The organism is Neobacillus niacini (genome assembly GCF_030817595.1).
In the GTDB taxonomy this organism is placed as follows: Bacteria; Bacillota; Bacilli; order Bacillales; family Cytobacillaceae; genus Neobacillus; species Neobacillus niacini_G.
On sequence record NZ_JAUSZN010000001.1, the window covers coordinates 2020706 to 2041717 of the forward strand.

At 37.3% G+C, this 21012-nt stretch carries 16 protein-coding genes and 1 pseudogene; 5 read left to right on the forward strand and 12 right to left on the reverse strand.

Annotated elements, in window-relative coordinates; all coding sequences use genetic code 11:
• Nucleotides 1-24: 24 nt before the first annotated feature.
• The 10 genes from QFZ31_RS10005 to QFZ31_RS10050 all read right to left on the reverse strand — a co-directional run bounded on the left by QFZ31_RS10005 (nucleotide 25) and on the right by QFZ31_RS10050 (nucleotide 12413).
• Complete coding sequence (locus QFZ31_RS10005) at nucleotides 25-2967, reverse strand: fibronectin type III domain-containing protein (protein ID WP_307302841.1); 2943 nt, start codon at nucleotides 2965-2967, stop codon at nucleotides 25-27.
• Between the two features lie 39 nt (nucleotides 2968-3006).
• Nucleotides 3007-4575, reverse strand: coding sequence for a glycoside hydrolase family 43 protein (locus tag QFZ31_RS10010; RefSeq protein ID WP_307302842.1), 1569 nt, complete (start codon nucleotides 4573-4575; stop codon nucleotides 3007-3009).
• Nucleotides 4532-4993 (reverse strand): DUF4064 domain-containing protein, encoded by a 462-nt coding sequence (locus QFZ31_RS10015; protein ID WP_307302843.1) that lies wholly within the window; start codon nucleotides 4991-4993, stop codon nucleotides 4532-4534. The genes QFZ31_RS10010 and QFZ31_RS10015 overlap by 44 nt, the downstream gene beginning before the upstream one ends.
• A 20-nt stretch (nucleotides 4994-5013) precedes the next feature.
• Nucleotides 5014-5952, reverse strand: coding sequence for a pectinesterase family protein (locus tag QFZ31_RS10020; protein WP_307302844.1), 939 nt, complete (start codon nucleotides 5950-5952; stop codon nucleotides 5014-5016).
• Nucleotides 5922-6818, reverse strand: coding sequence for a dienelactone hydrolase family protein (locus QFZ31_RS10025; protein WP_307311477.1), 897 nt, complete (start codon nucleotides 6816-6818; stop codon nucleotides 5922-5924). Before QFZ31_RS10025 ends, QFZ31_RS10020 begins: the two co-directional genes overlap by 31 nt.
• Nucleotides 6818-8152: a glycoside hydrolase family 28 protein gene (locus tag QFZ31_RS10030; protein ID WP_307302845.1), complete on the reverse strand. Its 1335-nt coding sequence runs from the start codon at nucleotides 8150-8152 to the stop codon at nucleotides 6818-6820. Before QFZ31_RS10030 ends, QFZ31_RS10025 begins: the two co-directional genes overlap by 1 nt.
• Before the next feature lie 4 nt (nucleotides 8153-8156).
• On the reverse strand, nucleotides 8157-9272 hold the full coding sequence (locus tag QFZ31_RS10035; protein WP_307311480.1) for a glycoside hydrolase family 105 protein: 1116 nt from the start codon (nucleotides 9270-9272) through the stop codon (nucleotides 8157-8159).
• 104 nt (nucleotides 9273-9376) lie between these two features.
• Nucleotides 9377-10906 carry an extracellular solute-binding protein gene (locus QFZ31_RS10040; protein ID WP_307302846.1) on the reverse strand — a complete coding sequence of 510 codons (1530 nt, stop codon included), beginning with the start codon at nucleotides 10904-10906 and terminating at the stop codon, nucleotides 9377-9379.
• Nucleotides 10851-11534, reverse strand: a complete 684-nt coding sequence (locus QFZ31_RS10045) for a YesL family protein (protein WP_307302847.1) — start codon at nucleotides 11532-11534, stop codon at nucleotides 10851-10853. The genes QFZ31_RS10040 and QFZ31_RS10045 overlap by 56 nt, the downstream gene beginning before the upstream one ends.
• A gap of 21 nt (nucleotides 11535-11555) precedes the next feature.
• Nucleotides 11556-12413: an ABC transporter permease gene (locus tag QFZ31_RS10050; RefSeq protein WP_307311483.1), complete on the reverse strand. Its 858-nt coding sequence runs from the start codon at nucleotides 12411-12413 to the stop codon at nucleotides 11556-11558.
• 445 nt (nucleotides 12414-12858) lie between these two features.
• Between QFZ31_RS10050 and QFZ31_RS10055 the strand changes: the two genes are divergently transcribed.
• Nucleotides 12859-13743: a carbohydrate ABC transporter permease gene (locus QFZ31_RS10055; protein WP_307302848.1), complete on the forward strand. Its 885-nt coding sequence runs from the start codon at nucleotides 12859-12861 to the stop codon at nucleotides 13741-13743.
• A 58-nt stretch (nucleotides 13744-13801) separates the two neighbouring features.
• Here the strand turns inward: QFZ31_RS10055 and QFZ31_RS10060 are convergent, their stop codons facing one another.
• The gene (locus QFZ31_RS10060) at nucleotides 13802-16036 is read right to left on the reverse strand and encodes a helix-turn-helix transcriptional regulator (protein ID WP_373459841.1); all 2235 of its coding nucleotides are present in this window, start codon (nucleotides 16034-16036) and stop codon (nucleotides 13802-13804) included.
• Nucleotides 16037-16365: 329 nt separating this feature from the next.
• Here QFZ31_RS10060 and QFZ31_RS10065 point away from each other — a divergent pair, with 329 nt between their 5' ends.
• From QFZ31_RS10065 to QFZ31_RS10080, 4 genes and pseudogenes are all read left to right on the forward strand, one after another.
• A complete protein-coding gene (locus QFZ31_RS10065; RefSeq protein WP_307302850.1) occupies nucleotides 16366-17049 on the forward strand; it encodes a rhamnogalacturonan acetylesterase in 684 nt (227 codons plus the stop codon).
• A gap of 185 nt (nucleotides 17050-17234) precedes the next feature.
• A pseudogene (locus tag QFZ31_RS10070) lies at nucleotides 17235-17944 on the forward strand (ABC transporter transmembrane domain-containing protein); the annotation flags it as partial.
• A gap of 66 nt (nucleotides 17945-18010) precedes the next feature.
• Nucleotides 18011-18682, forward strand: a complete 672-nt coding sequence (locus QFZ31_RS10075) for an ABC transporter ATP-binding protein (RefSeq protein WP_307311486.1) — start codon at nucleotides 18011-18013, stop codon at nucleotides 18680-18682.
• A 32-nt stretch (nucleotides 18683-18714) separates the two neighbouring features.
• Nucleotides 18715-18855: a hypothetical protein gene (locus QFZ31_RS10080; protein WP_307302851.1), complete on the forward strand. Its 141-nt coding sequence runs from the start codon at nucleotides 18715-18717 to the stop codon at nucleotides 18853-18855.
• Nucleotides 18856-19517: 662 nt separating this feature from the next.
• Here the strand turns inward: QFZ31_RS10080 and QFZ31_RS10085 are convergent.
• Nucleotides 19518-21011, reverse strand: a complete 1494-nt coding sequence (locus QFZ31_RS10085) for a UxaA family hydrolase (protein WP_307302852.1) — start codon at nucleotides 21009-21011, stop codon at nucleotides 19518-19520.
• Between the last annotated feature and the right edge of the window lies 1 nt (nucleotide 21012).

Genomic DNA, 21012 nt, shown 5'->3' on the forward strand with positions numbered 1-21012 from the left:
ACATACAATTATTAAAGCTTGTAATTACTTATCTTTTGCTTCTTCACTAACTGCTTTACCAGGAATTAGATGAACCGTTTCACTCGGTCCATTGCCACTCCAGCGATACCCGTCAACTTTTACAAGACCGTTTGGAATAACATCTGAGAGTCTTTCTCGTTTGGAATATTTGATTCCACGTCCAACAGCTTCCACTTTAAACGTATACTTTTTGCCTTGTTTAAGGCCCGTTACGGTGTAATTCGTTTCAGCAGTTGTCATTTCCGCATTAATTGGAGTAAATTCAACCCCTTCAGGCTTAATCGGCTGCCCATCAACATATACACGGTACCCTATAACATCTTGGTTAACAGCAGCAGCCTTGTTCCAAGAAAGGGAAACGCTCGTTCCATCCTTTCCAATCGCAGCCGTCAACCCGCCATCAAAGGATGGAGCCCCGATTGCATATGGAACAGCCGTTTCGATTTTCTTTGAACGGTCATAAAGTTTCTTGTTTCCTGCTAGGTCGACTGCTTCCACTTCAATCTCATAGTTTGTACCCGGCTGAAGATTTGTAAGTGTGTATTTACTAGATTTAGCAAATCCATGTAACTTGCCGTTAGCATAAACGTTATATCCTGCAATCCCTACATCGTCACTCGCAGCGTTCCAAGCAACAGTCGCCCAAGTGAAGCCAGGATAAACGACATCAGCTACTTTTCCACCAAAGGTAACATTTGCAGGTATTTTAGTAGAGGGTTCTGAAATTTCAGTATTTTCAGGAAGCGATGGCGGTGCTACATCCGCTGTACCAGGAGTTTTTATTGTAATTTCAGGACCATTAGAAGTACGATTCCCAATTGCATCTGCGGCTTCAACCTTAAACGTGTATTCTTTATCTGGAGATAATCCCTTAACGGTATAGCTTGAATTGGTTGTTGTCGTATAGTTGGAACCTAACTTTTCTCCGTCTATATATATTGTGTACCCTGAAACAGCAATATTATCTGTCGCTTTATCCCAAGTTAAGGTCACACTCTTTCCATCTGATGAAGTGTTTGCTTGGACTGTCGCAGTTTCTGACCATTCCGGTTTTTGGATAGCATTTTCAGGAGCTTGTGTTGTATCTTCAAACACTAGCCCTGTTGAGTTTTTGATTCTCCATGGATTTCCACCATTATCTTTGACGTTTGTAAAAGCTACATTAATGAATCTAAAATCCTTCGCGTAATCCATATTTACAGAATAGACATTATCAAATTTTACATTCCTGAAGGTAATATTTTCGTGGTAGACTTCCCCTACATCATCATTACCACTCACTAGGATCGATTGTTTCTTACTGCCGCCTTGGTTGCGTACGGTTGTATTGACGATCTCCATATCTCTAAATTGGGATATTTTTTGTGCAGGTTCATAAAGAATAGAAGCATTCGCATCTGTATAAGCAGAAGTGAAAACAAAAGGACCATCTCCATCTATTCCCTCTAACGCATTATCTCTGAACAGGATGTTTCTTGCTCCGCCGCCCATAGGTGTATTCGTTTTACTACGTAAGCCAACATCCGTTTTATACATAATGTTATCTTCTACAACAAAATCTTGTATCCAACTTCCAGTATGACTACCTGTTACTACTCCACCGTGACCTTCACGAATATAATTATTAAAAATCCATGCATTTCCCGTTGGTTCTTTGTCCGCAGCCGCCTGGCCCATTCCAGAAGCAAAGTTAATCGCATCATCTCCAGTATCTACGAAGTTATTGAAGACCATAATGTTTTGAGAATCACCGAACTCATATCCATCGGCATTATTTCCGTCGTATGTTTTGGAAATGGTGCCATTTACAACAATGTTTTTACTATGAAGGTTCACAATCCCGTGATTAGCTGGATTAAGCTGGGTAATGCCTTCATAATACATACCGTCCACCCCGCGGACTGTAATTAGATTGGATCGTCCGGAATAAGAAGATTTTTCATCCATCCCCATCACTTGGGCAGCGTAAGACTGATTTGCAGCCAGTATTCCAAAAGTACTCTCCGCATCAGGATTTAAAGGGCTCATTTTTCCATTTTCTACTTTTACATCCCCTGTAACTTTAGTGTTATTACCTGCAACTAGACGAGGAAGCTCATTGCCAAGTTCATCAATCGTTGGATGGCTTTTATCATATTTCCATCCGTTACCATCAATGATCCCGTTTCCTACTATTCTAATATTCTTTAGACTGCCGTAATCGTAGGTATGAGCATTGATTAGGGAGTAAGAACGCTCATCGGTCGAGTAATCATACAGCCAAAAATTCATGCTGTAATCTTCCGCATCTGCTGACCCAAGTAAATATCCATCTACTTGCAGCGTCATATCGGACTTAAGCCATATTTCTCCAGAGATAAATTTTCCTTCCGGTATTAGTACCTTCGCCCCTGGTGCAGCAGCATCAATTGCTGCTTGAATGGCTTTTGTATCTTTTGTTCCATCATCAGGTGTTGCACCAAAATCAACAATATTGAAAATTTCCGGTACTGCTGTTGTTTTCCCAACAACTTTATTGGAAGGAGCTGATTCGATTCCTTCAGCATTTACCGAGGTAACATAAAATTCATAGGATTTGTTTGGTTTAAGATTTTCCACCATGAAATTATGAATAAGAATATCAACATGGAAATCATCCTTATCAATATTTTTATAGAAATTATCGATATATGCTTTTGCAGGGCCGTGATTATCTTTTAAAGCGCTGCCAATTTTCTTTCCATTCATATAGACATTGAAATCTGTAATATCCTGATACTCTTCAGGTTTTTCCCAAACAAGGGTTATACTGTCCTCGTCTATAGCAAGATTGGGTATCTTTAGGTTTACTGGAGCAGGCAGGTCATTTTCAGAAGATGGTTTGTTTGCTAAAGCTGTTGCACCAACTTGACTGAGTAGCAGTAAAAATACGAGTAAAATATAAATACTAACCTTAAAAATTTTCAACTATCCTAACCTCCCTACTATTTTCGGACATCATAATGGTTACAGTGAATCAAGTCCACGATATTCAAAGAAATCAAAATCAGCATAAGAACCGGCTTTACGGTCCATATCATGAACAGCAATTCCTACAAAGTTACCGGTAAATCCTCCAGCCAAGAATAACAAATCTTGAGATTCTCCAATTCCGTGCCAAAGATTGTCTCCAGCCATTCTATAATAATAATTTCCAACTGGTCCGTTGACTTCAATCTTTAACTCTACTTGACCATCTTCTGTTGGAATTATGTCAGGAGTTAGTGAAAATTCACCATCTCTGCACTTCATCAATCGAAGGGCACGGCCTTTTTCCTCATCATAAGTCAAATAGGCATAAAGATAATTACTATCATTTAAGTACAGCAGCAATCCAGCCATTTGATTATAAGTTTTAGGGGTATAGTCTATTTTCGTAAATGCATGAAACTGGAAATCTTTTTGGCGAATAGCCAATATATGATGTTCAAATAAGGATTGAATGGAATCACCAGATATTACACGTAAATATCCTTCTCTACTTGTTAAATCACACCAAGAATCATCCGCCAAAATACGCAGGCTGTTCCACTCTTTATCGAGAACACCAGTAAAATCATCACGAAAGTTTGTATCCTTCCTCTGTACAACCGGCTCTGCCGTAATGATTTCTGTTTCTGCTAATGGGCCATTGCCGCCATCCACTAATCGCAGCCAGCCATCTTCTGTCCAATAAACTTCTTGAATAGCCGTTTCACGTCCTAAAATCGCTGCTTTCCCCATTAATGGACGCGTGCATAAATAGACCATATACCAGTTGCCCAGAGGGGTTTGAACAATACTGCCGTGACCTGAACATTGTAAAGGTGATTCGGGTTTATCACTAGCGGTCAACATCGGATAGTGTGGATCCAATTCATATGGTCCCGTAATCTCTTTAGCGCGACAAACCGTAACCGAATGACCGGAACCTGTCCCACCTTCTGCGGTAATTAAATAGTAATAATCATTATGTCGGTAAATATGTGGTGCTTCTGTTTTTGCTAATTCTGTACCGTCAAATATTTTATAGACAGGTCCTGTTAACAGGTGATTTACCGGATCGTATTCTTGAAGGACAACTCCTACTGATTTATTGCCTGTTTCTATTCGATAATCCCAAATTTCATTTAACAGCCACTTACGTCCGTCACGATCATGGAATAAAGACGGATCAAAGCCGCTGCTATTTAAGTACACAGGCGGTGACCATGGACCATTAATACTTGGTGCAAAAATTAAATAATTATGGCTGTCTTTAAATGGTCGTTTTGTACTTTTTACATCGGTATAGACAAGAAAAAATAAACCTTCAGAGTAACTAAGCTGCGGCGCCCAAATACTTCCGTTTTGTGGATTGCCGCGTAAATCGACTTGATTCGATAGAATATCTGTTTCATGTTCCCAATTTACTAAATCCTTTGATTGATAAATACGAACACCCGGCAGCCATTCGAAGGACGATACCGCAATATAATACGTATCTTCTACCTTTAAAATATAGGGATCTGGATTAAATCCTGGTAAAATCGGATTTGTAATTTTTGTTTGATACATTTTCTACTCCTTCTTTGTCCTTTATTTTTCTAAGGAGGCATAAGCCTGCTGTTGTAAAAAAGAGAAAAGCAATGGGAAAAGCAATAAACTGGGTCCCAATTAAAGTTGCTAAACCGGCAAAAATAAACAGTACTGCTCCCCTTTTCGGATATTTATTTCTCCAAATCGATAGAATAGCCAGAGCAACAAATATAGCTACGATTAACAGGGTGACACCAAACCATATAGCTAACGCTTTCACCGCTTCAAAACTCTCTGAAACGTACTCTTTAGAAACACCCTCCTGCAAGATAGGAAAAACGGTTGTCTGATAAGTACTTTCCTCCATAGAAGTTATCGTCAATGAAAACCCGCCTAAGAAAATCATACAAAGTATCACACCTGCTATTCCAATTATCACTTCCCATTTTCGCTTCATTTCTACATGTTCCTTTCCTATTAATCTAGTTGTATGAAATCGATCCAATCTATTGGGTTCATATCACCTTGATCACTATATTGATTATTAAATTCCTTATAATTTACCGTTATTCTATTAGCTTTGTTTCCCCAATCATCCCATCTATCTGGATGGATGTGTGAACCAATTATACAGTTAGCAAATGTAGTTTTCGCATAGGGGCGCCACGGTCTTCCTAAAAAGACATTTTTAACATCTGCGTCTGCAGTAATAAAACATTGATAGAAATAAAAGCCTTTTTTACTTATTGAAGTGGAAGCAGCTGTAACGTAGCCTTCACTGTTGTTTGGTCTTTTCAATGACTTAATTTCACTACCCTGAAACACTGCTTCACCACCACCAAAAATAAAATCGACGGTTCCTTCTATATAGCAATTAATAAAAAGACTCTTGTTTTCTGCAAATTTGGTTCTTATTTCAGGAGTAGAAAAAGGCTGGCCATTTTTTTGAACTTCTGGCAGCGGTCCTAAACAAACAGTGTCCTGATAGCCTTTAAAGGAACAGTTTTTAAAGGTTACGTTGTTTCCTTCACTGTATAAAGCAACCGCCTGACCCACCTTTTCTCCTGGTCCTGCATTATTAATAATCTCGATATTTTCTAAACTAATATTTTCACCATTGATAAACAGAGTCGCCGTCTGAAAGGTACCTATTTCTCGCAGATGTTCATCTTTTTGTAACGCGTATCGATTTCCAATCACCTTAACTGAGCCAATTCCTATCAATGTAATGTTAGATTGATATAAGGAAATAGTTTCATAATACTCTCCACTTAAAACCGTTATTTTTACCGGTCCATTTTCATCACAACAACTATCTAGAGCCTCTTGGATACTAGAAAAATCACAGATTTCATTTCTTCCAACGACTAGACTTTTAAGAAAGTTTAAAGGTGTTTCTTTAAGAATGTTTTCCATAATGATCTCATTTCCTTTGTCTCTTGATGTCCGCCTGTAAGAATTCTGCCTTCCCAATTTTGAGGAACACATTGTTGTTCATACGTTTTTTTCAGTTGTTCGTTTAAAAATTCTGCACCTTCAATGGGACACATTCGATCATCCTTACCAATCATACTGAGGCGTGGTCTTGGGGCAATCATTTCTTGAACTTCTAATGTAGAAAAATGTTTTAGAAATCCAGGAACATAAAAATAGAATCCATGATGATCTAAACCACGTTTCTGTTTTAATGTTTCAATATCGACTTGTGCTGCTATATCTACTGTCACCTTTATACGCTCATCTAGTGCGGCCAGCCACCAACTCATTAATCCTCCCATGGACATGCCAATTGCACCAATTCTGTCAGGGTTGACATCGGGGCGAGTTTCAAGATAGTCTAACAAGGCCATATTATCGAATAGCCGCATTCCCCACAAAGTTTGGCCATCTAACAGCATTTCCTTTACCAATTCACTTTCTTGTTTCCCTTTGCGTTGGTTAAAGCCCCACATATCAATCGAACAAACCGCAAACCCAAGTTCGATTATCTCTTCTACGAAGGAAGGACTTTGCAAATAAGAGCTGCTAGTTAAGAGTTCTTCTTTCCCTTGGTCAAAATTGCCGCCATGTGAATGATTAAAGATAACCGTTGGTAAAGGTTCAACGGCATTTAATGGTTTAGCAAAATAAGCAGGGACGGTTTCAATGCCATTTAAATGCAACATTAAACTTTCTAAAACAAACCCCTGCCTATTTTCTACATTTATTAATTCAGCAGATATCCTTTCCGATTTTGAACGTTCTCCTAACAAATTGAAAAGTTGTGTACGCCTTGTCTCTATCACACTACCCCTACTTCCTTAAGAAGTACTTCTTCAGCTTTTGTATTTTTAGACTTGCAATGGGTAATCTCGACATCCTCACTATATTCGACATGGAATGCTGGACCTTCATGTTTCTCAATGGTTACTCGGTTAAATAGGATGTCTTTCGCAAAACCTACATAAAAACCGCGATTATTCATATCCTCTATTCCTGCCATCATCGCTGGTTTCCCGGGAATCGCATTTTCTGCCATAGAAATATCAATGTTATTAAATGTAATTTCGGAGACGTATTGCTCAGCTAAGCCATAGATAAATCCTGCTGAAGCATGGACATTTCGGGCCGTAATATTAGAAAAGTGTATTCTTCTAAAGGATGGCGTTTCTTTTGTTATTGGGTATGGATTTTTATCCCAGACATATTTATCCTTTCCTTTAGGTCCACAGAAGTAATACAAGTTCAATATAAATGGACACATTACCCTTTCCATGACAATATTGTCAATTCGGATATCCTCCACAATTCCTCCGCGACCGCGTCGTGATTTCAATCGAATTCCCCGATCTGTATCCTGGAAGGTACAGTTACTAATCGTAACATTCCGGATATCACCACTCATCTCACTGCCAAATACCACTGCCCCATGGCCATGAACCATCGTACAGTTTGTAATGGTAATGTTCTCACAAGATACCCTTTCAGCAGTATCTTCTGTACCAGCTTTAATCGCGATACAGTCATCTCCTACATCAATGTGACAGTTGCTGATTCTTACGTTTTTACAAGATTCCGGGTCAATCCCATCTGTGTTAGGTGAATCTGCTGGATTAATAATAGAAAGATTATCGATTGTTACATTGTGACAACGAATCGGATTCACGGTCCAGCTAGGTGAGTTGATTAAGGATACATCTCGTATGGTGATGTGCTCACATCCATCAAAACTAATCAATTTTGGCCGTGGATAAGCCAGGTTTTCTCGGTCATTTCGAAAAATATGCCACCAATTCTCACCATTGCCATCAATCGTGCCGAAACCAGTAATAGAAATATTTTTTGCATCTTCTGCATAGATACAAGACGCATATACCTCTCGCACAACACCTTCCCAACGAGAAACTACCACTGGATAGTCCTTTTGTTGATCCGAAAATTTCAGGGTAGCTCCTGCAGACAAGTGTAATTCAATATTATCTTTTAAAAATAAAGCACCTGATAAAAATTCTCCTGACGGAATTACGACTTGTCCGCCTCCATTTTTATGTGCTTCGTCGATAGCCTTTTGAATAGATTGGGTGCATGAACTCCCATCGTTGTATGCTCCAAATTCCGTAATATTGTATGTGCTCATATCTTTACTCCTCAATGATTACTTCTTCAAATTCAGCTAAAGCTTGTAAAAACGCACCTAACCCTTTTTGGTCATTACAAATAATCGGTTCACTAATGTAATAAGTATAGGTACCATCCCGTTGATCATCGCCGCCCAGTCCAGCAACCTGACAGTTCTTATTTAAATTCACCCAGCCTTCTTTCGTTAGTAAAACAAATTCATTCAATAATCCTTGATGTGATTTCTTTAATTGTCCTTCCCATTCTTGCTGATCTAAAACACCCAGACGAATTCCTCTTGCTATTGCACATACAAACATGCTGCTGCATGAAGCTTCTAAGTAATTACCCTTTTCATGTCCCTTATCTGGTACTTGATACCAGACCCCACTTGCTTCATCTTGGTAGTTTACTAGTGCCTTTAATGTTTTCTCTGTTATTTGTACAAGAAAGTCTCGATCTGGCGTATTTTCTGGCAAGATTTCTAAAGTATCTACTAACGCTAATAAATACCAACCCATCGAGCGGCCCCAGAAGTTCTCAGACAAACCAGTTTCTTTATTCGCCCATGGCTGAACCTTTTTTTCATCCCAAGCATGATATAAAAGCCCTGTCTTTTCATCTAGTAAATGTTGATAACTAATCTTAAACTGACGAACGATATCTTCTAAACCTTCTCCATTTGCAAACGTTGTTTGATACTCTGCATAAAAAGGTGAGCCCATGTACAAACCATCAAGCCAAATTTGATAAGGATAAATTTGTTTATGCCAAAATGCACCTTCAGATGTTCTAGGGTGTGTTTCGAGCTGGCTGCGTAATAATTCAGCAGCTTTTTTATACTTTTCCTCTCCTGTTTCTTTGTATAGGACAAATAACATTTTCCCATTATTGATATGATCGATATTATATTCGTCTAGACGATACCCTTTAATGGACCCATCTTCTTGGATAAAGTAATCCATGTTTTCCTTTATATAGTTAAAATACTTTTGTTCTCCCGTTTGCTTCCAGACTCTTTCAAACCCTTTAAATATCACTCCATAATCATAGGACCACTTTCCTTTATAGCCTTTGTCCTCATATAAACGAGGAAGTTTTTCAATAATTGAATTTGCTGTTTTAACGGACCATTTCATCACAATCAATCTCCTATTCTCATTACTATTTTTTTGACATGCTGGATGTAGAATGGAGGTACTTTCTATTGAACAAAATTCAATAAAAAGACCTCCATTGGTGATTATTTTGCCTCGTTATACGCTGCTTTATATTCCTCTTTTATTGTTTTTCCGCCTTGGTCATTCCAACTTTTAACTGCTTTCTTAAAATCATCAAGAGAGATTTCACCTAAAATGTACTGATAAGTAGCATCCGTAATAATCTTTTGTAATTCCGATCCTTGTGTGGTGTAGGTTGGTGATTCTAAAGGAACGGCTGGATTAAAGACAGCATGTTTTGCGTTTTCAGCAATCATTTCATCTGCCAGAGCTTTAATTGGGTTAGGATCTTTTAGACCATAACCGTTTTCTTTCGGACGTGAAGAGGCAAATGGCTGAACTTCTTGCTGCCATAAATCCTGATTAATAATTTCATAGGCACCTTCATCATTGAGTTTATAATGTGTACCTTCAATTCCATAGGTCATTAACGTATAGGTTTCAGGCTCTAATAAATCATTAACAAATTTCAAAAGACGTTTTAATTCTGCTTCATCCTTTACTTCTGAGCGTGGGAATGCTAATAATCCTCCAATACCATTACCTGCAGACCAAATGGCTCGTTCAGAATTAGAATCAGATGTCATATCATTGACTAAGGAAAGTTCCATATTATCTTGAATACCAGCTGCCATTGTTTGCAGATTTTTAGCGTCAAATAAGGCACCAACATAAATACCTGCCTTGCCTTGAGCAAAGTTTTGCTGCTGATCAGTTTTTGCGGTTACAGCAAAGTCTTTGTTAATCCAGCCATTTTCATATAACTCTTTCATATAGTCCATCGTTTTAATATAGCCATCTGTTTCAAACTCAGCTGTAAAGTTGCCCTTCTTATCCACCTGCCAATTATTTGGAGTACCGTAGTATGAACCTAATGTTTTGAAAGCACCAAAAATTAAATCACTGCGATCCATAAATCCGGTCGTATCATTTTTCCCATTACCATCAGGATCTTTTTCTGTAAACGCTTTCGCTACTTCCATTAATTCTTCTGTTGTTGTAGGAACAGCTAATCCTACTTTATCTAACCAATCTTTACGGATGACGACACCGTTACGCGCTAGGTCTTTTTGGAAAGGTATCCCATAAAGCTTACCTTCGATTGAAGCTGAAACTCGAATATCTTTCGAAATCGCTTTTAAGTTAGGAAACTCATCTAAATAATCCTCTACATTCCAGAACATCCCTGATTTCAATGCATTACGTACTGAAGAATTTTCCAAAATCGTTAACGTAACAATATCAGCTAATGAATCTGAAGCTAATGCTGTATTAAGACGTTCCTCTTTTGAAGCGTCTGGAATCCAAGAAAATTTAATTTCTGTATTTGTTTTTTTCTCAATTTGGTCTAACACTGTATCTGTCGGTGGTGAAGCTGTGTGCAAAATATTTAACCAGGAAATTTCTGTTTTACTGTTTTTGTCTTCTTTCTTTGAGGAATTTTTGTCCGTAGAAGCTGTACTGCTGCACCCTGCTAATAGAAGCGCACCTGCTAAACTAACACTGGCTAACTTTGATACCTTTTGTTTTTTCATCCCAATTCTCCTTTGCATTTTGGTGAATATATTTATCTTCTAGCTCTTCGGTATCCATCGTTTCCATTCTTGTAAACACTTGATTCGCCGTCCAAGTAATTAAATAGAATAAGAAACTAACACCTAAAAAGGTTAAAACCCCTGGAAAAAAGTTGGCTGCTGCCCAATACATTACACCAGTAACTAGAAATAAAACTAGTGAATACTGTAGGCAGGAAAAACCAAATATTAGAGACATCTTGATTTTAATGCGAATTCCCTTCCAATTATAATGAGCCATAATCGGAAAGATATAAACGAGTGATAATAAATAGATAAAACTAATTACAAATAATGCGACCCTAATATACCAATTGGATACATGCATTAAATCAACGATTAAAACTATCCCGCCTATTAGATAGATCCAACTAGTAATGACGGACTCTCTAAAACTCTCTTTGTAATACTTCCAGTAGGTTTTGAAAACGGGCAGGCTTTGGCCACGCACCCATTGCCTGCAAATACTTACCAAGGCATAAGTGGAGGGGCCAATACCGAAGATACCTAATCCCAAAATGGTAAAGAGTATCCATAAAAAATTTACGTATACCAAGTTGAGGATGATTGTTAAAACGTGGTTTAACCTTTCTACTGATTTCAGCATGATAACCCCTCCTTCTCCTCTTTAATACACGCCATCTTCTCCAAATTTTTTCGCTAGTTTATTCGCAAGGATGACCAATACCAATCCAACAAGCCCTTTAAATAAACCTACAGCAGTACTGAAACTCAACTGTCCATTTTTTAAACCTGCCGTATAGATATAAGTATCGAAAATTTCTGCAACACTGCGGTTTAAGGAGTTAAGTAAAAGGTACATATGTTCAAAACCTAGATCCAAGGTACTGCCAATCTTCAAGATTAATAGAGTAATAATGACTGGACGAATAGCCGGTAATGTTACATGCCAAGTTTTTCGAAGACGGCCGGCACCATCCATTTCAGCTGCTTCATATAATTGTGTATCCACAGCTGTTATAGCAGCTAGATAAATAATCGTTGACCAGCCTAATTCTTTCCAGATAATTTGTGCGATATAAATGGTCCTTGTCCAATCTGGTGCTGTTAAGAAGCTGATTTTTTCCATTCCTATTACAGCTAAGAATTCATTAATAATACCGCCATCCACATTCAAAAAGATAAATGAGATTGAAACAATAATTACCCAAGACATAAAGTGAGGAATATAGATAATCGTTTGAATTCCAGCTTTAAAGTATCTATTCTTCACTTCATTCAACATCAGAGCCACGATAATTGGTAATGGGAAAAAGATAACAAGATTTAAAGCAAACAAAATTAACGTATTCTTTAATAACATAAAGAAAGTGGGTTCCGTAAATAAACGAATAAAATGTTTGAGACCCGCCCATGGACTTCCTAAGATCCCTAAGAATGGCTGATAGTCTTGAAACGCAATAATGAGACCCGCCATTGGTAAGTACTTAAATATAATGAAATAAAGTAATCCAGGAAAAATCATAAGATATAAGAACTTATTCGTTTTTAATCCCGCAATGATTTTTTGTCTTTTTTTGATTTTTAGCTCCCTCGCGGTCAAAATGGGCAAGGGTTGATTATTTTGGTTTACAGCACCTTCCATTTCATTCCTCCTCTTTTCATTTTGTTTTCCTTTCTTGTTTCAAGCATACTGAAAATGAAAAATTACGTACATAATCATTTTATGATTACGCTTACAAACCCCTTTAGTATCAAGGTTTTTGGAGGATGGTATCCACCATAATGATAGTTTTTAAATGGTTGTGATTATCCGTTTACCTTATAAATTTTTAACTTTGAAAACGCTGTCTTTGCTGTTGAATCAATAGTGGGATATTGATTATGTACGGAATTCGGATCGAATGATAAGGTTGGTTTATCTTACTAAAAGATAAATGGCTTATTATTTTCAAGCGAGGAGGATTTACATGAAGAAAACGAAAAAGAATAAAAGAAACAAAGGAGGTCTAGCCTTTCCCATTATTAATGGAACCATACTAATTTTGATTGCACTTATCTGTTTTCTTCCATTTGTTAATGTGATCGCAAGTTCATTTGCATCTACTCAAGAAGTGGTCGCAAGAAAGTTTATCTTATTTCCACGTACTTTTTCATTGGATGCCTATCGCTATATCTTATCAACCCCTACCCTCTTTAAGTCACTTGCTGTTTCGATTGGCGTAACCGGTATCGGTACTTTAGTTAGTATGATTCTTACCGCTTTAATGGCGTACGGCTTATCTCGAAGATATCTAGTGGGGCGTAATTCGATTAATTTTATTGTTGTTTTCTCCATGTTGTTCAGCGGGGGTATGATTCCAACATTCTTAGTTGTAAAATCGGTTGGTTTAATAGATTCTTATTGGTCATTGATCTTGCCGGTCGCAATTAACGCGTTCAACTTAATTATCATGAGAAACTTTTTCCAAGCCTTACCTGATAGCTTAGAAGAATCTGCTAAAATGGATGGCTGCACAGATTTTGGTGTTTTTGTTAAAATCATGCTGCCACTGGCATTACCATCAATCGCTACCATTTCTTTGTTCTATGCAGTCACCTACTGGAACACGTATATGACAGCTATTCTTTACATTAATGATTCTGCCAAGTGGCCGATACAAGTATTATTACGTCAAATTGTCATTGTCTCTAGTGGTATGCAAGCCGAAGGGTCCTCAGTAGATGTCGTACCTCCTGCTCAAACGATTAAAATGGCTGTTATTGTAATCGCTACTGTTCCTATGTTAATTGCCTACCCATTTGTTCAAAAATACTTCGTCAAAGGTGCATTAGTTGGATCTGTAAAAGGATAAAATAAAGTTCCAACAAAAAAAGCTTCTCTCATGAAGCTTTTTTTGTTGGAATAAAGTTCTAATGCATATATTCCTTACGATAATCTCCTGGGGTCATTCCTAATTTCTTTTTGAAGAATCGAATAAAGTTTTGAGAATTCCGATATTGCAAGCGTTCTGCAATATCTTTAATGGCCAAATCTGTATCCTTTAACAAGCTTTGTGCCATTTGCAGGCGATAGTTCATTAGATAGTCTACAAAATTCTCTCCATACTCTTTTTTGAATACATTGCTTAAATAGTTAGGATTGTAATGCAATCGATCTGCAATAATATCCAGGGAAATTTCCTGATCATATTCTGTTTGTACAATATATACGATTTTTTCTGACAAGGATTTAAATCCTCTTTCTGTCTTATCGTGGGTACTTATAATAACGGGTTTGATTAAATCGTTAATTAACATTTCCTTCATTTTCTCTGGATAATAGGCATTCATCGCTGCTTGATACAATTTCTTAATATTTTCAAAGATTTTAGATTCAGCACCTAATAGTTGTCCTAATTGTACAAGCTCATTTATGACTCGTATTAAGGTCACCCCTAAGCTAATCGGATTTTTATTTAAACGAAAAATCTCTTCTACAAGCCGATCAACCAAGTTCATGACGTCTTCCTCATGACCAGAACGAATCGCATTCAATAACTCATTCAGCGATTCTACAGGGAATTTGGATATAGACGCATCATTTAACATCGAAGAAATATCATTATAGAAAATAATTGACTCTGGTCCAACATTTACTCGGTAATGAAGCGATTCTTTTGCTAAATCTACCGCTTTTTTACTATCTATTAAAGTGTCATAGATTGGACTGATTCCAACACTAATGATAATATTCAGCGATTTTTTCACCGCTACTTGGATTTCCTCGTAGTACTTCATGATTCGTCGCTCAGGTTCTGGGTCGCTTTTATCTAAGATAAAGATGGTAGCCTGCATTTCATCATTTAAAACGATCGGGTTTAAGCGTTCAGCCTTCGGGACCATTTCTCCTACGATATTATTAATTGCCAATAATAAAAGTGTTTTATCTCCAATTTGTTGATCATCAAAGTTATCTATTTGTATCAAACCTGTATAAAACACCTTTTCCTCTTCAAAATGGTAGCCAAATTGCTCTAAACGATTCGTCACATCGTTTTCAGATATCCGTTTTCTAAATAAACTTAAAACAAATAATGTCTCCAATTGAGGTTTCTGAATTGACAGACTAGCGGTTAACAGCTCATTTTGTCCAACAATTTTATCGATAGAATCAGCCAAAAAGGAAAGTTCATTTTGTTTTTTATGCTCTCCCTGAATGTCCAGTTTTGCCTGTATTTTCTTAATTGGTCGAGTGTATGATACCGCCAACACATATGAAATAATTCCCACCAATAAAATCAAAAGGGCTGAAACTATAAAAAGGCCCACTCTCGTATTATGAATAATACTGCCAATCTCATTTTCATTTATTTCCACCACATAAAGCCACCGATTATAATCAGACTGCATGTAAACATATTTCTTTCCATCCTCTGTTTCTAGAACATTGGCAGTTTGCCCGCTTTCGTTAGAGACTGCTTTAAAATCTTGAAAACTACTTTTTTTCACTTCACGATCTTTCATGGTGCTAGAGTATAGTAATTGATTTTTTTTATTATATATTTCTACTCTATTGTTTTGGTCACCTATAATCTGTTCAATACTCCTTCTAGGAATATAGGATATTCCTAAAGCGAACTTTTCCCTCTTATACATTGGTAAAGTCATAACCATTTCGATTCCGGATTTTATTGGTTTCCAAAAAAGGTTATTGTTATTATTGTTAATATATGTATTTTTGTATTCGGTAACTTCCTCTGTTGTTAGCGTCTTTAAAGAGCCGTTAATGATTCCCCAGTTGCCGTCTAAGCTTACTAAACTATTGTTACTGCCTTCAATCCCCATCATCCCTATGTAACTCATCTCTTTTTTGATATCTCGGTATACATCAAAATCTTTACCTGACAAAGGATTTTTAAAGATTTCTTCAAATTTAGAAGTTGCGCTGTAAGCCGTATATCCATACTCGATGGTTCTTACTTTTTGTTCAACATTGTTAAGAATTTGTTTTGTATAATTTTTTTTATCCTTTAAGAAACTTTCCTCAACGGAATGATAAGTGGAATTATAGATAAATATGCTAAATCCAATTACAAGCCCTATCCCCACTAAGAAAAACGGAATAAAAAGCTTGTAAAACACTCTTGCTTTTCTCAATAATTTCACTCCTTCGTAACTGTTTTCCACCATATCGCAAAAAAATTAAATTTTCTAAAATTTGATAACGCTTACGTTATAATATACTAAAATTCCCATATTTACAAGGCTATGTAATCTAGCGTTATATCTTTGTATATTATATGCATTGACACAAAAACTGATAGATAATACAATGTTAACGTTAACATTTCTCCGTACAATCCAATCATAATCCTCATTATCATAGCCCTCATCAAAGAAATAGGTTCTATTTTTGTTTTAACATAAAAATGTTAACGTGTACATATGCTTTTAGCAACAATTAATAAGAATTTTTTATGAGGGAGCAAATACAAATGGAAAATCAAATAACCATTTATATAGCAGGAGATTCCACGGCTGCTATAAAACTACCAGAAAAACGACCAGAAACTGGCTGGGGGGAAGCATTTCAAGCGTACTTTAAGGAAAATGTAAAGATTGATAACCGGGCGATTAATGGCCGAAGCACAAAGTCATTTATAAACGAGGGTCATTTAGCTAAGATTGAAAAGAGCATCCAACCCGGTGATTACTTAATTATCCAATTTGGCCACAATGATCAAAAAATAGAGGATCCTGAACGAGGAACTCACCCTTATGGTGACTATCAAGATAACCTAGGCAAGTTCATTCAGACGGCATATCAAAAAAATGCCTATCCCTTGTTATTAACGTCAGTTACTCGTCGAAAGTTTGAAGATGATATATTTGATAGCATGTCGGTTGGAGCCTATCCTCAAGCCATGATTCAATATGCCGAAAAATACGATATACCTGTTTTAGACATACATAAAATCACCACAGAGTTTATGGCAAAAGCCGGTGATGAGGAGTCAAAAAAATACTATTTACATTTACCTCGTGGTCAATCTGAAAACTATCCTGAGGGGATTATAGACAACACCCACTTCAATGAAGAGGGAGCAAAAAAAGTGGCTCAATTAATTATTGAAGCAATCCATCAAAGTGATTTACCTCTAAGGAACCTACTAAAATAGTGAACTACTATATTTTTCAGCCTTTATAGGGAGTTGAATTAATGGAAGAGTCATTTATACAGCAAATCTATAACAAAAATCAGAAAAATTCCTTTAAGGTACTAGTAGGATTATATAAAGGAAATTACTTAAGAATATTTTATTCAGCTGTGTTATTTATGATTAAACATATCCCCGCTTGGGTGATGCCCATCGCCATTGCGAATGTGATTAATGCTGCTACGATTCAGGATGGTGGCGGCATTCGAACGATTTATCTTAATGCGATCATTATGTTTATATTGGTACTGCAAAACATCATAACAAATTATTATCATACTAAACTTCATAGTTATGCGATTCGGAGTGTCGAATCAGGTTTACGTGCCTCGCTCATTAAAAAGATGCAAGAACTTTCGATTCCCTATCAAAAGGAGATGCAGTCTGGCAGGCTTCAATCTAAAATAATGCGTGACGTAGAGGCTGTCCAAACGCTTTCCTCACAAGTATTTGTCAGTAGTTTAAATATTCTTGTCAATCTAGTAGTAGCCTTAGCCATTACGTTATACAACAGTCCAACTGTATTTCTATTTTTCATCTTAACCGTACCCATATCAGCTCTTATCATTGTGGTCTTCCGAAAAAAATCAAAACCTCAAATTCAGAATTTCGTCAAGAAATGGAAGAAACCTCTGCCCGTGTTATCGAAATGATTGAATTAGTACCCATTGCACGTGCGCATGCGTTAGAGAATCAAGAGGTACGCCGTTTAAATCACCGATTCCAACAAATATTAACAAAAGGATTTCACTTAGACATCATTCAATCATTATTTGGTTCTGTTAGTTGGGCTAGCTTTCAAATTTTTCAAATTATTTGTTTAGTTTTCACTGGCATTTTGGCATTACGCGGTTCCATTACTCCAGGGGAAGTGGTGATGTATCAAACGTACTTTACAACAGTAGTAAATGCTGTTTCTAGCATGATAACATTGATCCCTACCATTGCTAAGGGACTGGAATCCGTAAATTCAATTGGCGAAATTTTAACAGCTGGTGAAGTAGAAAATCATGAGAACAAACCTAAAATTAAACAAGTAGATGGAAATTTTTCCATTCAACAGGTTTGTTACCGGTATCCTAATAGCGACCAGACGATCCTCCATGATATTAACTTAGAGGTTAAACAAGGCGAAACAGTCGCTTTTGTCGGGGAATCTGGTTCGGGAAAAACAACAATCCTAAATTTACTCATTGGGTTTATTCAACCGACTGAAGGTAGAATTCTTTTAGATGGTCATGATATGTCATCCATTGATTTACGATCCTTCCGACATCATTTAGCAGTGGTCCCACAATCAACCATCCTATTCTCTGGAACCATTCTTCAAAATATCACCTATGGCATGCCATCTGTTACCGAAAAAGAACTAAAAAGGGTTTTATTAGCTGCAAACCTGTGGGATGTCATTGAGAAGCTTCCGGATGGTTTAAACACGAGGATTGGAGAACATGGGGATAAGCTTTCAGGGGGTCAAAGGCAAAGGGTGTCGATTGCAAGAGCCTTAATTCGTAACCCAAAGGTTATTATTTTAGATGAAGCGACATCAGCATTAGATAGTCATTCTGAGAAAAAAATATACAAGAAGCCTTAAATACTTTATGTCATGGCCGGACTACGTTTATCGTGGCTCACCGTCTTTCAACGATTCGTAATGCGGATAAAATAGCAGTGATCGAAAATGGACGTTGCGTAGAATTCGGTACCTATGAAGAATTAATGTTTACTAAAGGGAAGTTTTATGAATTGAAGCAATTACAAATGTAGTAGACTAGCAAAATGGAATAATTCTAGATGCTAAGGAAATCCGTCTGGCATCTTTTTTTGCCTGTTGATTTGCGCTTTAGAAAAGGTTGTGTAAAGCTAATTGTTTATATTGCACCCTGTTGATTGGAGCGAACGGCACGAAGACTCCTCGAGAATCCAAGGTCACAATAATACGGGTAACAATCTGACCAGGATTGTACCGATAAATCACGACTCCACAAAGTATCGTAACTATCTGACTCGGATTGTACCGATAAATCACGGCTCCACAAATTATCGTAACTATCAGATCGGGATTGTGCCGATAAATCACGGCTCCACAAATTTTCGTAACTATCTGACTCGGATTGTGCCGATAAATCACGGCTCTACAAATTATCGTAACTATCTGACTCGGATTGTGCCGATAAATCACGGCTCTACAAATTATCGTAACTATCTGACCAGGAGTGTGCCGATAAACCAAGGCTTTACAAATTATCGTAACTATCTGACTCGGATTGTGCCGATAAATCACGGCTCTACAAATTATCGTAACAATCTGACCAGGAGTGTGCAGATAAACCAAGGCTCCACAAATTATCGCAACAATCAGACACAGAAAAAAATCCCTTTTGAAAGACTGCATCACTGTCTACTCAAAAGGGATTATAAGTCTCTGATTATAGCGTAACTCCACTCTTAAAAATCGAAATCTCTCTAAAGTCATTTTTCTCATTGTTGACAAATTCGCCGCTTGCCACATGGACGATATAATCTACAAAATCATTTAATACTTGTTCTGGCAGAACTCCATCCTCCAACAGTATTCCAGCATTAAAGTCAATCCAGTGTGGTTTTGTTTCATAGATTTGTGTGTTAGTTGAAATTTTCATCGTTGGAACAAACGTTCCGAATGGAGTTCCCCGCCCTGTCGTAAACAAAACCATCTGGCAGCCTGCAGCTGCAAGAGCTGTCGAAGCGATAAGGTCATTTCCTGGCGCACTTAAGAGATTTAATCCTTTTGTATTAAGTGTTTCTCCATATTTTAAGACATCGACAATGGTGCTCGTTCCCGCTTTCTGTGTGCACCCAAGAGATTTGTCTTCTAGTGTGGTAATGCCTCCAGATTTGTTCCCTGGGGAAGGATTTTCATATACAGGTTGATTATGACGCAAAAAATACTCCTTGAAGTCATTAATTAGGTCCACAATCTTCCCAAAAACTTTTTCATCGGCAGCACGTTCCATTAAGATCGTTTCTGCTCCAAACATTTCCGGGACCTCAGTGAGGACGGTTGTTCCTCCTTGGGCAATTAAATAATCTGAGAACTTCCCTAGAAGCGGATTTGCGGTTATACCTGAAAAGCCATCGGATCCACCGCATTTTAAACCAATTTTCAATTCTGAAAGAGGCACGGATTCTCTTTTGTCATTTTTGGCATTTTCATAGATTTCCATGACCAGTTTAAAGCCTTCCTCGATTTCATCGGTAACATTTTGGGAGATTAGAAATTTCACTCTGTCCTCATTCACTTCACCCAACGCCTTTTTAAACTCTGGCAGCTCATTATTCTCACAGCCAAGACCTAAAACAAGAACACCGCCAGCATTGGGATGCTTTACTGCATTGATCAGTATTTGCTTTGTGTTTTCATGGTCATCCCCTAGTTGAGAACATCCATAGTTATGCTTTAAGACAAGGACATTGTCAAACGGGGTAATGTCGCCAACATGACGCTCAAACCGTTTGATAATTTTCTCAGCAATCCCGTTCACACAGCCTACTGTAGGGACAATCCATAATTCATTCCGAATGCCAACATTACCATCTTCGCGACGGTATCCCTGAAATGTTCGATTTTCATTATTATATAGATTCTGAGATTCCTTAAACACGTATTGGTATTCCTGTGTCCCAGAAAGATTCGTTTTTGTGTTATGTGTATGAACATGTTCACCGGGTGTAATCACACCCAGTGCATGCCCAATTGGATAGCCGTATTTAATAATATCCTCATTTTCGTAAATATCTTTTACTGCTATTTTATGTCCACGGCTGACGTCTTCTTTTATTTGAATATCCTTGCCATTAAGATGAATGGTTTCATTTTTCTTAAAGTTTCTTAGTGCTAGAATAATATTATCGTTGTCAGTGATTTGAAGAAAATCCTTCATT

Bases quoted from the DNA above. Each gene is read 5' to 3' on its own strand.
- QFZ31_RS10085 (WP_307302852.1), bottom strand. From the start codon at position 21,011: ATGAAGGATTTTCTTCAAATCACTGACAACGATAATATTATTCTAGCA.
- QFZ31_RS10020 (WP_307302844.1), bottom strand. From the start codon at position 5,952: ATGGAAAACATTCTTAAAGAAACACCTTTAAACTTTCTTAAAAGTCTA.
- QFZ31_RS10075 (WP_307311486.1), top strand. From the start codon at position 18,011: ATGATAACATTGATCCCTACCATTGCTAAGGGACTGGAATCCGTAAAT.
- QFZ31_RS10030 (WP_307302845.1), bottom strand. From the start codon at position 8,152: ATGAGCACATACAATATTACGGAATTTGGAGCATACAACGATGGGAGT.
- QFZ31_RS10035 (WP_307311480.1), bottom strand. From the start codon at position 9,272: ATGAAATGGTCCGTTAAAACAGCAAATTCAATTATTGAAAAACTTCCT.
- QFZ31_RS10050 (WP_307311483.1), bottom strand. From the start codon at position 12,413: ATGATTTTTCCTGGATTACTTTATTTCATTATATTTAAGTACTTACCA.
- QFZ31_RS10045 (WP_307302847.1), bottom strand. From the start codon at position 11,534: ATGCTGAAATCAGTAGAAAGGTTAAACCACGTTTTAACAATCATCCTC.
- QFZ31_RS10055 (WP_307302848.1), top strand. From the start codon at position 12,859: ATGAAGAAAACGAAAAAGAATAAAAGAAACAAAGGAGGTCTAGCCTTT.
- QFZ31_RS10065 (WP_307302850.1), top strand. From the start codon at position 16,366: ATGGAAAATCAAATAACCATTTATATAGCAGGAGATTCCACGGCTGCT.
- QFZ31_RS10010 (WP_307302842.1), bottom strand. From the start codon at position 4,575: ATGTATCAAACAAAAATTACAAATCCGATTTTACCAGGATTTAATCCA.
- QFZ31_RS10015 (WP_307302843.1), bottom strand. From the start codon at position 4,993: ATGAAGCGAAAATGGGAAGTGATAATTGGAATAGCAGGTGTGATACTT.
- QFZ31_RS10040 (WP_307302846.1), bottom strand. From the start codon at position 10,906: ATGCAAAGGAGAATTGGGATGAAAAAACAAAAGGTATCAAAGTTAGCC.